The sequence below is a fragment of the Erwinia sp. 1181_3 genome (assembly GCF_052824965.1).
On sequence record NZ_VTDE01000009.1, the window covers coordinates 32231 to 46844 of the forward strand.

Annotated in this window: 13 protein-coding genes; 7 read left to right on the plus strand and 6 right to left on the minus strand. The window is 56.5% G+C overall.

Going from position 1 to position 14614, the window contains the following annotated elements; translation table 11 throughout:
• Nucleotides 1-545 precede the first annotated feature (545 nt).
• Nucleotides 546-1172: a LysE family translocator gene (locus tag FY046_RS18615; RefSeq protein WP_133842604.1), complete on the plus strand. Its 627-nt coding sequence runs from the start codon at nucleotides 546-548 to the stop codon at nucleotides 1170-1172.
• 56 nt (nucleotides 1173-1228) lie between these two features.
• Here FY046_RS18615 and FY046_RS18620 read toward each other — a convergent pair whose 3' ends face one another.
• Both FY046_RS18620 and FY046_RS18625 read right to left on the minus strand, forming a co-directional pair.
• Nucleotides 1229-1774, minus strand: a complete 546-nt coding sequence (locus FY046_RS18620) for a LeuD/DmdB family oxidoreductase small subunit (protein ID WP_133842605.1) — start codon at nucleotides 1772-1774, stop codon at nucleotides 1229-1231.
• A gap of 2 nt (nucleotides 1775-1776) precedes the next feature.
• Nucleotides 1777-3078: a 3-isopropylmalate dehydratase large subunit gene (locus FY046_RS18625; RefSeq protein ID WP_446186361.1), complete on the minus strand. Its 1302-nt coding sequence runs from the start codon at nucleotides 3076-3078 to the stop codon at nucleotides 1777-1779.
• Nucleotides 3079-3215: 137 nt separating this feature from the next.
• Between FY046_RS18625 and FY046_RS18630 the strand changes: the two genes are divergently transcribed.
• Nucleotides 3216-4109: a LysR family transcriptional regulator gene (locus FY046_RS18630; RefSeq protein ID WP_446186362.1), complete on the plus strand. Its 894-nt coding sequence runs from the start codon at nucleotides 3216-3218 to the stop codon at nucleotides 4107-4109.
• Nucleotides 4110-4531: 422 nt separating this feature from the next.
• Here FY046_RS18630 and FY046_RS18635 read toward each other — a convergent pair whose 3' ends face one another.
• Both FY046_RS18635 and FY046_RS18640 read right to left on the minus strand, forming a co-directional pair.
• Complete coding sequence (locus FY046_RS18635) at nucleotides 4532-5311, minus strand: L-threonylcarbamoyladenylate synthase (protein ID WP_133842608.1); 780 nt, start codon at nucleotides 5309-5311, stop codon at nucleotides 4532-4534.
• A gap of 140 nt (nucleotides 5312-5451) precedes the next feature.
• Nucleotides 5452-6516 carry an SDR family oxidoreductase gene (locus FY046_RS18640; protein ID WP_133842609.1) on the minus strand — a complete coding sequence of 355 codons (1065 nt, stop codon included), beginning with the start codon at nucleotides 6514-6516 and terminating at the stop codon, nucleotides 5452-5454.
• A gap of 95 nt (nucleotides 6517-6611) precedes the next feature.
• Between FY046_RS18640 and FY046_RS18645 the strand changes: the two genes are divergently transcribed.
• Nucleotides 6612-7520 carry a LysR family transcriptional regulator gene (locus FY046_RS18645; RefSeq protein WP_133842610.1) on the plus strand — a complete coding sequence of 303 codons (909 nt, stop codon included), beginning with the start codon at nucleotides 6612-6614 and terminating at the stop codon, nucleotides 7518-7520.
• A gap of 81 nt (nucleotides 7521-7601) precedes the next feature.
• Here the strand turns inward: FY046_RS18645 and FY046_RS18650 are convergent, their stop codons facing one another.
• Nucleotides 7602-7952 (minus strand): hypothetical protein, encoded by a 351-nt coding sequence (locus tag FY046_RS18650; RefSeq protein ID WP_446186363.1) that lies wholly within the window; start codon nucleotides 7950-7952, stop codon nucleotides 7602-7604.
• 431 nt (nucleotides 7953-8383) lie between these two features.
• The gene (locus FY046_RS18655) at nucleotides 8384-9196 is read right to left on the minus strand and encodes an IclR family transcriptional regulator (protein WP_133842611.1); all 813 of its coding nucleotides are present in this window, start codon (nucleotides 9194-9196) and stop codon (nucleotides 8384-8386) included.
• Nucleotides 9197-9531: 335 nt separating this feature from the next.
• Between FY046_RS18655 and FY046_RS18660 the strand changes: the two genes are divergently transcribed.
• From FY046_RS18660 to FY046_RS18675, 4 genes are read left to right on the plus strand one after another with little or no spacing between them, the layout of a single operon-like run.
• The gene (locus FY046_RS18660) at nucleotides 9532-11058 is read left to right on the plus strand and encodes a sugar ABC transporter ATP-binding protein (protein ID WP_133842612.1); all 1527 of its coding nucleotides are present in this window, start codon (nucleotides 9532-9534) and stop codon (nucleotides 11056-11058) included.
• Between the two features lie 41 nt (nucleotides 11059-11099).
• Nucleotides 11100-12200, plus strand: a complete 1101-nt coding sequence (locus FY046_RS18665) for an ABC transporter permease (RefSeq protein WP_133842613.1) — start codon at nucleotides 11100-11102, stop codon at nucleotides 12198-12200.
• Complete coding sequence (locus FY046_RS18670) at nucleotides 12197-13297, plus strand: ABC transporter substrate-binding protein (protein ID WP_133842614.1); 1101 nt, start codon at nucleotides 12197-12199, stop codon at nucleotides 13295-13297. Before FY046_RS18665 ends, FY046_RS18670 begins: the two co-directional genes overlap by 4 nt.
• A 10-nt stretch (nucleotides 13298-13307) precedes the next feature.
• Entirely contained in the window at nucleotides 13308-14153 is an 846-nt protein-coding gene (locus FY046_RS18675) for an SMP-30/gluconolactonase/LRE family protein (RefSeq protein ID WP_446186364.1), read from the plus strand.
• The last annotated feature ends 461 nt before the right edge of the window (nucleotides 14154-14614 follow it).

The window sequence follows — 14614 nt, forward strand, 5'->3', positions numbered from 1 at the left end:
GCCTATTTATTTTTTAAAATAGTGTTCATTAATCGCGAAATTACAGCAGCTTAACGACGCTGGTGGCAAAAAAAGGCAAAAATGATTTCTCTGGCGTTTTTAACAGTATTCTTCAACGCTTACAGAAGATTAGCGTATTTTTCCGCTTACCCATGACGTGTGGCTGTGCCTGTTGAGCCCGCGCTGCAATGTTACGGGCTTGTAAAAGTTAAGTATGGGGGCATTTTTTGTCTAATTCAGACAATACCCAGAGAGAGCCCTGATGGAAAATGCTTTATCCACGGTGACTGCACAGGCTCGCACGCAGTGGATAGATCGGCTGGAGGCCGTTGCGGTGTTTATCCCACTCAACGGCCGCTTTCGCCTGAAACCCGGGGTTCGGGGAGCTTGTACTGAATCGCTGACAGGCCTCGTCACAGGAATATTTCCCGACTGTGATTTACTTCTCATTGCCGGGAAAATAAACTATTGCACCTTCGTAATTTGACGAAAAGAACAGACCCGGCGCCCTCAGGCTGAGGGTGATAACCAGAAAGGATTATGTAATGACGCTTCAACTCTGGCTGGCGTATACCGGTGTGATTGCCGCACTGATTGCCATCCCCGGCCCTTCGGCCCTGATCAGCATGACCCACGGACTGCGCTATGGCCGTAAACAGGCACTGGCAACGGTGACGGGCGGCGTGCTGGCCGCCATGATGCTGATGACCGCTTCTGCGCTGGGGCTGGGTGCCATCCTGGCGGCGTCTACCACCGCCTTTACCGTGCTAAAAGTGGTCGGTGCCGCGTATCTGATCTGGCTGGGCATTGCGGCCTGGCGTGATAACAGCGAGCCTGCTGCGGTGAATGCCGTGGAGCTGGAAGAGGCGCCGGGCGCATTACGCCTGTTCCGCAAAGGCTTTATGGTCGGTATCAGTAACCCGAAAGATCTGCTGTTCTTCGCGGCACTGTTCCCGAACTTTGTTGATGCCAGCCAGCCACATGCTGCGCAGTTTGCCACGCTGGCCATCACCTGGGCGGTGCTGGATCTCAGCATTATGTTCAGCTATGCCTGCGCCGGACGCCGCCTGTCAGGGGTGTTCTCCAATGCACGTCGTCTGCGCATCCTCAACCGTTCTACCGGCAGCCTGTTTGTCTTTGCCGGTGGCGCGCTGGCGATTTCAGCGAAATAATCCTGCCAGCTCCCGGGTGAAGCCGCTGTGCAGGCTTCGCCCGTTGCTCTGCTCCGTTACCCTGTACGAATGCGCCCACTGGCGCGCGCATAGGCAAACAACCCGCCCGCATCAATGATATTCGCCAGCTCCCCCACCGGATCAATCGCCAGCTGTTCGCCCGTTGCCAGCACGGTCACCGTCTGACTGCGGGTATCAATACTCACCCGGTCGCCAGTTTGCAGCTGCTGATACAGCGCTGCGGTGGTCGCAACGGGCAGCAACTCTCCGGTCGCGACACAGTTGCGGAAAAAGATGCGCGCATAAGACCGGGCAATCACGGCCTGCACCCCGGCGGCCCCCAGCGCCATCACGGCATGCTCACGCGATGAACCACAGCCAAAATTTTTCCCCGCCACAATAATCGGGTAAGCCGAGCGCCCACTCTGCACATCGATAAACGGTAGTGCGCCTTCCGGCAGACCGCACATCGCCAGTGAGGCCAGCTGGGCATAGCCCTCCGGCGTCGAAGGATTCACTTTGAGATACTCGGCAGTCAGAATCTGGTCGGTATCAATATTGTCGCCCAGCACGTATACCGCGCCGCTGATGATCGATTCCATGCTTACACTCCGAATTCAACAGGGTTGGTGATCATGCCGGTCACCGCCGCCGCCGCCACGGCATAAGGGGAGGCCAGATAGATAGTGGCGCGCTTGTGCCCCATGCGGCCAACAAAGTTACGGTTGGTGGTGGAGATCACTGAAATCGGCTGATGCACGCGACCAAAGGTATCGGCAGGGCCGCCGCAACAGGCCGCGCAGCCCGCTTCTGACGACAGCTGCACGCCGGCATCGGTGAGGATCTGATACACCGACTGCCCCGCAATTTGCGTGGTGATCAGGCGATGAAACACCTCTTTAGTGGCCGGAACGGCAAAGGTCGGGATCGACACTTTACGCCCCTTCATCACCTGTGCAGCAGCGACAAAGTCCGCCAGCTTGCCGCCCGTACAGGAACCAATATAGGCCTGAGAGATGGCGACATTTTTCAGCGTATCAATCGACACCACGTTATCCGGTGAGTGCGGTTTTGCCACCAGCGGCTGCATGGACGTCACATCGAACTCGACCACCCGGCTATAGTCCGCATCCGCATCGGCCGTCACCACACTAAACGGGATATCGGTGCGTTCCGCCAGATAAGCCAGCGTGGCTGCGTTCGGCACCATAATGCCGTTCTTTCCACCGCACTCCACGACCATATTGCACATCGTCATACGCTCTTCCACCGACAGGGCATCAATGACACTGCCGCCGAACTCAATCGCTTCATAGGTTGCCCCTTCCACCGTCAGCTCAGCCAGCAGCGCCAGGATCAGGTCTTTTGCCTGCACATGCGCCGGCAGCGTGCCGTGATAGTTAACCCGGATGGTGGTGGGCACTTTCAGTGGGATTTCGCCGGTCCCCAGCGCATAGGCCGCATCGGTGATCCCCAGCCCGACAGCAAAACAGCCAAAAGCCCCGGCGGTGACCGTATGGGAATCGGTGCCGAGTAACACCTCGCCGGGCCGGGTATGCCCGCCTTCGGCCAGGCCAATATGGCAAACGCCCTTATACTGTGGCGTGCCGGCATCGTAGAAGTATTTAATCTTCTGCTCCTGAGCGAACTCGCGCATCACACGAATATTGTGATTAGCCTGCGGGTCAGCCGAATAAACAAAGTGATCCGGAATCAGAATAAAACGGTCGGCATCCCATATTTTCGCCTGTTCACCAAATTCTTTTTTAAATACGCTGGCGACACCCGGCGTACAGGGATCGTGCGACATTAATATATCCACTTTTGCCCAGACTATTTCTCCAGGCGTAACGGTTTCCCGCCCGCTGGCACGAGCGAGTATTTTCTGACTGATTGTCTGCCCCATGCTATTTATCTCTGCGTGATATTTCGGCCATTGAAAGTAAATAAATTTTAATCACCTTACCGTTTTTCTCTGCGCGGTAAACGGGGAATATGCTAATATCCTCTATTGTTTCCGCCTCAGAACAATCCGGGATAATAATGAGCGATTTTGAAAACCTGCACGGGATGATTATTTTTGCCAAAGTGGTGGAAACGTTAAGCTATACCGAAGCCGCGAAAGCGCTGGGGCTGGCAAAATCCTCGGTGAGTAAAGAGATCTCGGCGCTGGAAGTGCGCCTCGGGGCAAAACTGTTGCAACGCACCACCCGGCGGATTCAGGTCACCGAAGTCGGGATGACGTACTATCACTACTGTTACCGCATCCTGCATGAGGTGAAAAGCGCCGATCTTTTTATCCGCCAGTTCCACGAAGAGCCGACCGGCAGCCTGCGCGTGGTGGCCCCGGTCACCTTTGGCTGTCAGTGTATTGTTCCGGCGCTGAACAGTTTTGTCGCCAGCAATATCCACGTCAGTGTCGATCTCGACCTGACCGATCGCGCGGTCAATCTGGAGGATGATGGCTGTGATATCGCCATTGCCATCACGCGCGAATTACCCGACCACCGCCATTATCGTCCGCTGATGGACATCGCCTGGGGGCTGTATGCCGCCCCGGATTACCTGAAAAATATCGAGCCTATCGCCAGCCCGGACGATCTGCCGCGCCATGACTTTATTCTTTTTCGTGGCCCGGCCCATACGATTTCATTACCGTTCCGTAAAGAGAAGCAGAAGAAAGACATTGAAGTCCGCAGCCGTTTTCGCGCTAATAACAGCATCGCTTTATTAAACTCAGCCGTGGCACAAACCGGCATCGCCTATCTGCCTAATTATATTGCACAGGAAGCGGTTTCCCGTGGGGAACTGGTGCAGTTATTACCCGACTGGGAAATGGATATTTATAAGTCATACGTTCTGGTGAAAAGTGATAATTTTATTTCACCGCGCGTGAGACTGTTTATTGAGGATTTGCAGAAGGCGTTAAAGAAATAACAATAGCAGACGGAAAGCAATAGAATATACCGAGGATATTATTTTACCCTAAATAATTGGCGTTACAGCAAGGCGGCAAGCTTGCTTATCCCCAGGAGCATAGATAACTATGTGACTGGGGTAAGTGAGCGCCGCCAACGCTGCTGTAGCGTCAAGTATGACGGATAAATTACCCTAAATAATTGGCGTTATAGCAAGGCGGCGAATGTGTTAATCCCCGGGAGCTTACTGGAGTAAGTGACCGGGGTGAGCACATGAAGCCAACGCCGCTGTAGCGTCAGGTATGACGGATAAATTACCCTAAATAATTGGCGTTATAGCAAGGCGGCGAATGCGTGAATCCCCGGGAGCTTACTGGAGTAAGTGACCGGGGTGAGCACATGAAGCCAACGCTGCTGTAGCGTCAATTATGACGGGTAAAATTAATAATAGTTGCCGTGACGGTAATCCCAGGTAGTAAAGATGTCAGACATGATCGACATAATCTTATCCACATCCAGACCTTTACGGATCAGCACCGGGCATGGCGTGATGTTACGCTCGCCTTTCTGCTCTGGCACCAGTTTGCCGTTATCGTCAACCATCGCAACCATCACACCCTGCTCGTAGCGAGTCTTTTCAGACTCGTTTGGCTGGATGGATTTCACGTAGTCGTTGGCAGCAATAATCAGGTCTGCATGCGCTTCGATGCGCTCGCCAATGCCTTCTACCAGGCCACGGTTTCCTTTACCTGATGGGTTCGCGGAGCTGGCGAAGGAGAATTTACCGTGGTTTTCCCACAGCTCTTTCGCCAGATTCTCGCCAGGTACGCCAAACTTAATCACAAAGCAGCTGGTCTGGCGGCGGTCCATCATCAGCTCTTTAGAGCCGTCATCCGGGATACGTGCCACCGCTTCTTCTTTCCACGGCAGGATGCAGCCCAGCAGAACATCCTGGTCCCAGTGCTGCTGATACAGCGCTTCGATTTCAGGGTTTAACTGGGCCAGTTCTTTCAGCTGTTCCAGAGAACCACACAGCACCACGCCTGGCTTGTTACGGTTACGCTGCTTGGCGTCAAACTTGCGCTCCAGACCTTTGGCATCAGACGTCATGATGATGTAGCCCACTTTGGTCGGGCAGACGATCATGCCGCCGTTAGCAGACAGGATCTTCACGGCTTCCGGCTGTAAGCCACCATTCCAGTTAACCACTTTATCGTTCATAACAGCACCTTTGCGTTCAGATTCGGTTCAAATTAAGTGGGTAATCACCCGTTGAAACCATCCTGCCACAGCCAGTTTTTAGCGCAACAATAAACATCAAAAAGCCATGATTGTTTCCCGGAGGAAACAACCGTTGCCTGTTAGCGTGGGATTAACTGCTCTGCTTTCAGCCGGTCAAACAGCTCAAAGAAGGCTTCGCGCGTTGGCTGATACCCATTGAACCCGGCTTTGCGGCTTTTGCTGACGTCGGTAAACACTTCCATCGGGCGACCGAGATCGGCATCGGTATGCCACCAGGAGGCCAGCTTGGTGACGTCGCTCTCTTTCAGGTTGTGCTGTTGGGCAATCTCCTGCCACTGCTGAGCGGCGTCGTTCATACGTCCTTCCAGCGGCTGCTCGCCGTTGAATGGCGCGGCTTCAAGACCAAAGTATCCGGCGATTTCGCCCCACATCCACTGCCAGCGGAACACATCACCGTTGACCACATTGTAGTCCTGGTTTTGCGCCGAAGGCGTGGTGGCGGCCCAAATCAGCTGGTCGGCCAGCAGGCGGGCATCCGTCATATCGCTAACGCCCTGCCACTGCGCCTGTGAACCCGGGAAGACAAACGGCTGACCGCTCGCTTTACACAACGTGGCGTACACCGCCAGCGTCTGCCCCATATTCATGGCATTACCCACCGCGAAACCAATCACCGTATGCGGGCGATGAACGCTCCAGGTGCAGCCATATTTTTCTGCGGCGGCAAAGACTTCATCTTCCTGCGCGTAGTAGAAGTTCTCTACCGGCTGACGTCCCTGCTCCTCACGGAACGGGGTCACCGGCACACTGCCTTTACCGTAGGCATCAAACGGACCCAGGTAGTGCTTCAGCCCGGTGATCAGCGCCACATGGCCCCCTTTCAGGGTGTCGCCCAGTGCATCCAGGACATGACGCACCATGCCACCGTTGACGCGGATATTCTCTTTCTCATTTTCCTGACGTGCCCAGGCGCTGAAGAACACCTTATCGACCACCACCTCTTTCAGTGCGGCCTGGACGGATGCGCTGTCCGTCAAATCGGCGGTCAGCGAAGTGACCCCGGCGGTGACCGGCGTGCGGCCGCGTGATAACCCATAAACCTGCCAACCCTGCGCCAGAAGGCGTTCTGCCAGGGCACTTCCGGTGACGCCGCTGACGCCGACAATCAAAGCTCGTTGTTGCATAATTTCTCTCCTGTTCAGTAATGCCTCCAGCTTAATAGAGAATTAAATTCTCATCTCAGGTATAAATTCACAGTATTCATGAACAGGAGGAACGAATGGCCTCATCTGAAGATCGCCTGAAAGGCATCACCGCCTTTGTTGCCACGGTGGAGAGCGGCAGTTTTACCGCCGCCGCCGAACGGCTGCATCTGACCAGTTCTGCCGTAAGTAAAAGCGTGGCACGGCTGGAAGCGCGCCTCGGTTCACGGCTGTTTGAGCGCACCACCCGCAGCCTGGCACTGACCGATGCCGGGCAGGCCTATTACGACACCTGTACCCGCGTGCTGGGGGAGCTGAGCGAAGCCGAATCGGTGCTGGCGGCTCAGCGTACCATTCCTGTGGGCCGTCTGCGCGTTGCCGTCCCCCATACCTTTGGCCGGCTGCATGTCATGCCGCTGCTCAATCACTTCTGCCAGCAACACCCGGACATGCAGCTTAACCTGTCGTTCTCGGACCGTTTTGTTGACTTGTTTGAAGAGGGCGTGGATGTCGCGGTACGCATCGGCGGGCCAGGCAGTTATCCCCCTTCGCTGGCGGTGCGTTATCTCGGCTGCGAGCAGTTGATCTTTTGCGCCTCACCTGACTATCTGGCGCAGCACGGTACACCGCAGTCGTTAGAGGCGCTGGAGCAGCACCGGGCGATTGTGTATGACCGCATCGACGGCAGTACCAGCCCGTGGCATGTCACCTCGCCGGATGGCCGCATTACCACACGCACCGTGCCACACCGGATGGCGCTGGGGGATGGCGAAGCGCAGCGTTCAGCAGTGATGGCCGGGCTGGGCGTGGCACAGATGGCGACCTGGCTGATGGAAGAACAACTGGCACGCGGTGAACTGGTGGCATTCCTGCCGGAACTGACGGTGCCGGGCCTGCCGCTGTATGTGGTGTGGCCACGCAGAAAACAGCTCACGCCGAAGGTCGATGCGCTGCTGAGTGCGCTGGAGACGTTGAGAATTGGATAACCAGGGATGGCCTGGGCCGCTGCGCACGCAGCGGTCACACTGTGACAGTCAACGTAAGAACATTTACGCATCGCACTATCATTATTTATCTTTTTTAACGCTGTCCTTTTCTAAACTGAATATTTTTTTCCAGTCAGCCAGGAACAGAATATAAAAAATGAAAAATAGCACAGCAGAATATCGAATAATGCTGTCATCCCATGCGGCGTAATTAAAAAACCGATAGAGTGGCCCGGCACCAAACCTGGCAATACCAAACTGGCAGCTCCCCACTATCAAAACAATCACCAGGTTAAGCAACTTTTTGCGCCGTAAGGTAAAAATTTTTTCTGAGCTAAGCAGATAAAGTGGGATCATCAATAATAGTGAAACTAATTCATATCCTATTATGACTAACCATGAGCTATCCGTTATGACCACATCCCTGTACATTTCATTCTCTCCTGATGAATAAAAGTGTCCTGAAGTATCCCGATGACCCGTTGTGGCCGACCTTCTGTTTCGGTCGGCCAGTAACACGGATCCAGCCTGTCGTGCACACCATCAACACAGATCGATCGGAAACGATGATCGCCCCCTACAAGAGATCGTCCTGTCGTGGCAGTGTTAAAACCACAGCGAGCACTCTGCCATTGGGGATGAGGCCCGTTTGAGGTAAGCCGGACGTCACGCGCCAGGGATGGCGCGAGCCGAGGCCCGCATGGATGCGGCTTTTGCCGATCCGGCGTGCTCAAACGGGCCTTAGCCCTGTCACACCGTCTCTAGCGAAGAAATGGGGGATACCTCCCCGACGAGAGATCGCCCTGTCGTGGCAGTGTTAAAACCACAGCGGCACAATTTTTGTGCCCACATTACCCGTTTAATTACTCGTGAAAACCCAGCTCGGCGGAGATCGCTTTCGCGGTGGCTACCACAGGAGCCATCAGCTTTTTCACCCCAATCTGCTGGAGTTTCGCCGTCGGCAGGGACACGGATACCGCATACGGCACCCGCTGCTGAATATCAAACACCGGAGCGGCAATACAGGAGACACCCAGCTCGTTCTCTTCGCGGTCCATCGCCGTCTGCTGCTGGCGAATATTTTTCAGCTCTTCCAGCATTTCCGGCAGCGTGATGATGGTGTTTTTTGTCAGGGGCTGAATGGTGTCCTGATGGCTCTGCCAGTAGTGCGCCGGATACTCTTCGCTGCCCCAGGCCATAAAGATTTTGCCCATCGCCGAACAGTACAACGGCATATGCTGGCCGATATAAGCACGGGTACGCATCATTCCGGTGGTCGGCTCCAGCTTATAAATCAGGATCACATGATCATCTTCCCGACTGGAGAAATTCACCGTTTCCCCTACCTCAAGATTGAGTTTTTCCAGATGCGGCGCCGCCACGTGGATCACATTGAGCGATGAAAGTGCCTTCTGCCCGACAGAGATAAATTTGGTGGTCAACCGGTAGCTGCCCGGCGACGGTGCCTGTGTCACATAGCCGCTGCTGTGCAGCCCCTGCAACAGTCGGTGCACGGTACTTTTGTTCATCCCGGAGAGCTCCGAGAGATGGGCCAGCGGGCAACCGTTAGGGTAGTTGCTTAAGAGTTCAATCAACTGAAGGCCACGAAACAGGCTCTGCGTCCCCAGCGGCTTGTCTTTCTTATCATCCTTCACGCTATCCGCTTTTACGCTCATCCACGCTTCCTCTAAGTTTCCCGCGCCCCGTCCGGGGAGTTGCCAGATGGTAACCCATGCATCCCGTACTGTGAATATGGAACGACGTTTCAGTGCATTTTCTGAGGGACAAATCTGCCAAAAAACGCCCATCCAGAAGTGAGCTATTCATCACAATTCCACAACATTAAAAACAACGCATTGTTTTTAAACAATAAATAAAACCGTCACATCTTTGCTTTCCGTTCCAACAGAGAATAGTATTTTTGAAACTTGATTTCGCATATTGAAATATTGCGGTGTTTTTTCTTGCTGTCGCCGCTGTTGATGCTCACCAGGAGTTGCAGGAGGCTGTAATGCAGCATACACCCGGTACACCGGTTCTTACGCTGAGCCATATCACCAAACGGTTCGGTGGCAATATTGCCGTCAACGATGTCAGTCTGGAGGTTTTCCCCGGCGAAGTGGTCGCCCTGTTGGGGGAAAACGGTGCCGGAAAATCCACCCTGATCAAAGTGCTGGCGGGCGTCTATGGTCGTGACAGCGGTGATATTCGCTTTCAAAACGCCAGTATCGCCTCTGCCGCCAGTTTAAAAACGGCCCGCCAGCAACCCATCGCCTTTATCCATCAGGATCTCGGGCTGATTGAGTGGATGACGGTGGCCGAAAATATGGCACTGGTGATGGGGTTTACCCGTCGTCTGGGGTTGATTGACTGGCGGGCGGTGCGCGAACGTTCACGTGCTGCGCTGGATGAAGTCGGCATCGCTCTGGACCCGGACGCCCGCGTGTTTGAGCTGTCGCGCACTGAGAAATCCCTGCTGGCGATTGCCCGCGCCGTGGCGGTCAATGCCGAAGTGCTGGTGCTGGATGAACCCACCGCCTCATTGCCCGCCAACGATGTGCGCCATCTGTTCAGCGTGATCAACCGCCTGAAAAGTAAAAAAGTCGGGATGATTTACGTCACCCACCGCCTGGATGAAGTGATTGAGATTGCCGACCGCGTCTGCGTGATGCGCGACGGCAAACGCGTGGCGGGCGGCATGACGGCGCAATATACCCTGCGCAACCTCGTCGAAATGATCGTCGGGGAAGCCATCGACGGCGATCAGCGCGAAGCGCTGCCTGAAGGGCAACCTCCAGTGCTGACGCTCAACCAGCTGCGCATTGATGAGGTCGGCCCGGTGTCCTTCAGCCTGCAACCCGGTGAAATGCTGGCACTGGCCGGGCTGCGCGGTGCCGGACAGGAAGAAATTGGCCGCCTGCTGTTCGGCCTGCGCCAGCGCAGCGGTGGCACCATGACGTTTCGCGATAAAGACTATCACGCCCAGTCACCACAGCAGGCCATGGCCGCGGGTGTCTCACTGGTGGCGGGCGACCGCACCGGAGAAAGCCTGGTGATGTCGATGAGCGTGCGTGAAAACCTGTTTCTTAACCCCTGTGCCAGCGGCCACCCGCTGCTGTCACGTTACGGTCGCCGGGCTGAAATCGGCGCCAGCTGGTGGAAAGTGCAGTTATTTGATGTACGTCCGAAAGACGTCAACCTGGATATCAGCGCCCTCTCCGGCGGTAACCAGCAAAAAGTCGTCATGGCACGCTGGATGCACCTCAATGCCCCGCTGCTGATCCTCGAAGACCCCACCGCAGGCGTCGATGTCGGCGCACGCGAAGAGATCTATCACCTGCTGAACAAAGCGCTGGCCGACGGCATTGCGGTGCTGGTGATTTCCAATGACTTTGAAGAGATCGCCCATATCTGCAACCGCGCACTGGTGTTTAACCGTGGTCAGGTGGTCGGCGAACTGAAAAATGACCAGGTCACGTTTGCCAACCTGCTCGAACTGGCTTCGGCCAGTCACGAAACCCCTGTCGCCACCGTCTGAATTGTCAACGCCACCCTTCGACGGTGGCAGGAGAAGCTGTTATGTCCAAAACATCCGTGAAATCGACCGCGCTGGAACAGCGGGTCAGCCTTGGCGAGCATGGTGCCGCTGCATGGTCGATGCAAATCGTCACCCGCTACGGTCTGCTACTGCTGTGCATCCTGCTTACTCTGCTGTTTTCCGTGCTCTCGCCGTCATTCGCCAGCATGCTGACGTTGCAGGCGATCCTCGCCAGTAAAGCCAAAATCGCCCTGCTGGCACTGGCGGCCACCATCCCGATGATTGTCGGCAAAATCGACCTTAACGTCGGCTTTGGTATTGTGCTGTGGCATATCCTCGCCATCACCTTACAGGTGGAATATGGCTTCTCCTGGCAGATGGCGGTGCTGACCGTGCTGGCGATTTCCGCGCTCTACGGGCTGCTGAACGGCATTCTGGTAGCGCTGGCCGATATCGACAGCTTCGTTGCCACCCTCGGTTCCGGCACCGTGCTGTATGCCGTGGCACTGTGGCACTCCGGCGGCCGCCAGATTGTCGGCGATCTGCCGGATGCCTTCACCGCCCTGCACCATACCGAAATCTTCGGTATTCCGGTGGGTGCCTTCTACGTGCTGGCGGTAGCCATCATCCTGTGGCTGATCACCGAACACACCCCGCTCGGACGCTGCATGTATGCCGTCGGCGGCAACCCTGCTGCGGCACGGCTCAACGGCATTGCCGTCAACAAATTTACTATCGGTGCCTTTATCGCCTCCAGCGTACTGACCGGGTTTAGCGGGGTGCTGATCGCTGCTGAACAGGGTGTCGGCCAGGCCAGCGTGGGTATGGATTACCTGCTGCCCGCCCTGGTGGGCGCGTTCCTCGGCAGCACCACCATCCGTCCGGGCCGCGTCAACGTCTGGGGCACCGTGGTGGGGATTGCTATCCTGGCGATCGGCATCGCCGGTATCCAGCAGTTCGGCGGCGATTTCTGGGTAGAGCCGCTGTTTAACGGTGCCACTTTACTGCTCTCCATTACCCTCGCCGGTTACGCCCAGCGCCGCCGGATGCTGAACCAAAAGGCCGTGGTGCGCAGTCAAAGCACCCCGGCTACCACTCCTGACAATAACCAGAAAACCATCACTCCAGGGAGTACCCTATGAAACGTCATCTTCTTGCTCTGACCCTTGGCACCCTGCTGGCAGGTTCGCTGCCCGCCTGGGCCGACAGCTACCTCGATCAGGCCACCGCCGCCATTACTAAAGCCACGGCCAGCGTCACAGAGTGGGACGGCCCGACCACCGGGCCTGTCCTGCAAAAGAATAAGAAGGTGATTTTTATCGCCTCGGATATGAAAAATGGCGGCGTACAGGGCGTGCAGCAGGGGCTGAGTGAAGCCGCCGCTGCCGCAGGCTGGAAGCTGGAAACCCTCGACGGTGGCGGCTCGGTAAAAGACCAGTTGGCCGCGCTGAACCAGGCCATTGCTCAGCGCCCGGACGGCATCGTGATTGGCGGCTGGAATCCGAATGTTGCCAAAATTCCGCTGAAAAAAGCCCTTCAGCAAAAAATCGTGCTGATGGCCTGGCACGCGGAACCTCAGCCAGGGCCGATTGCTAAATACGGTGTGGTCGCCAACATCACTTCTGACTCCAACGAAGTGGCCCGCCTCGCCGCGCAGTATGCGGTGGTACAGTCCGGCGGCAAGGCACAGGTGCTGATCTTCACCGATTCGCTCTACCAAATCGCACTGGATAAGGCCAATGCGATGAAGCAGGAAATTGAGAAGTGCAGCGGCTGTAAAGTGGTGGAGTTTATCGATACGCCGCTGGCCGACACCGCCAACCGCATGCCCTCCATGACCTTCAGTCTGTTGCAGAAGTACGGCGATAAGTTCCAGTACGCGCTGGCAATCAACGATCTCTACTTTGACTTTATGGCCCCGGCGCTGAAAACCGCCGGTAAAGGCGGTAAAAATGCGCCGTTTAATATCTCCGCCGGGGACGGCTCAATCTCCGCCTTCCAGCGTATCCGCAGCGGTGACAGCCAGATCGGCACCGTGGCCGAGCCGCTGAAACTGCACGGCTGGCAGCTGCTGGATGAGTTTAACCGCGCCTTTGCCGGGCAGCCGCCGTCAGGTTACGTCACCCCGGCGCACCTGATCACCAAAGAAAATATTGGCAGTGACGGCGGTCCGCAGAACCATTACGACCCGCAGAACGACTATCAGGGACACTACAAAACCATCTGGGGCGTGAAGTAACGGAGGCGTTATGCAGACCGATAATCTCAGGCTGGAAACGCTCTGCTCCCCGGCGATATGGGCAGAGGGACCGGTGTGGCTGCCAGAGCAGGACGCCGTGGTGTTCAGCGATGTGAAAGGCAACCGCATGTTCCGCTGGCAGCGTAGCGGTGAGGTGAGTCTCTGGCGTTCACCCTCGCACTATGCCAACGGCAACGCCCGCGATAATGAGGGCCGGGTGGTCAGCTGCGAGCATGGCCGCCGTGCTATCAGCCGTACCGAGCATGATGGCAGCGTCACACTGCTGGTGGAGAAGGTCGAGGGTAAACGCTTTAACTCGCCGAACGACGTGGTGGTGCGATCCGACGGGACGATCTGGTTCACCGATCCCCCTTACGGCATCGTCAGTGACGACGAGGGTTATCACGCGCACAGCCAGGTGATCGGCTGTTACCTCTACTGCTTCGACCCGGCCAGCGGACAACTGACTATCGCCGCCAGCGATCTGCAACGCCCCAACGGGCTGGCCTTTTCGCCCGACGAGCGTCTGTTGTATGTGGCGGATATGTCCATCGTCGACTTCCCGACGCTGGGCCGCCGTCAGCTGCGGGTCTATCCGGTCGAGGGACGGGAGCTGGGCGCCGGGCGGTGGTTTGCCGAGGTCGCCCCCGGTTTCCCGGATGGCTTCTGCGTGGATAACCGCGGCAACCTTTATTGCAGCTGCGCCAATGGGGTGATTATTTTCGACAGCCTGGGCCAGACGCAAGGCAAGATCCCCGTGCCGGAACGGGTGTCGAACTGCACCCTCGGCGGCCCGGACGGTAACGAGCTGTATATCACTGCGACCACCTCGCTGTACCGGGTGATCATCGGTTAACGGCCGGGCGAGGCATGCCTCGCCCCTGGGGTGACGGGGATCGGTTCGGGCCGGGCGAGGCGTGCCTCGCCCCTACGGTGACGGGGATCGGTTCGGGCCGGGCGAGGCATGCCTCGCCCCTACGGTGACGGGGATCGGTTCGGGCCGGGCGAGGCGTGCCTCGCCCCTGGGGTGACGGGGATCGGTTCGGGCCGGGCGAGGCGTGCCTCGCCCCTACGGTGACGGGGATCGGTTCGGGATGGGCGAGGCGTGCCTCGCCCCTGGGGTGACGGTGCCGGCGGTTTTTTAATATGTAGGGGTCAGGCATGCCTGACCCGGTTTCCCCACGCCTCAATTTCACCCAATGTGTTGGCGATCACATAACCCAACACTATTTTTATCTCACTGTTTTATAACGATTAAATTCCACTCCGTTTCTTTGACTTGTTCCCACCAGGCGCATAGGATTTATTTGGAACGAT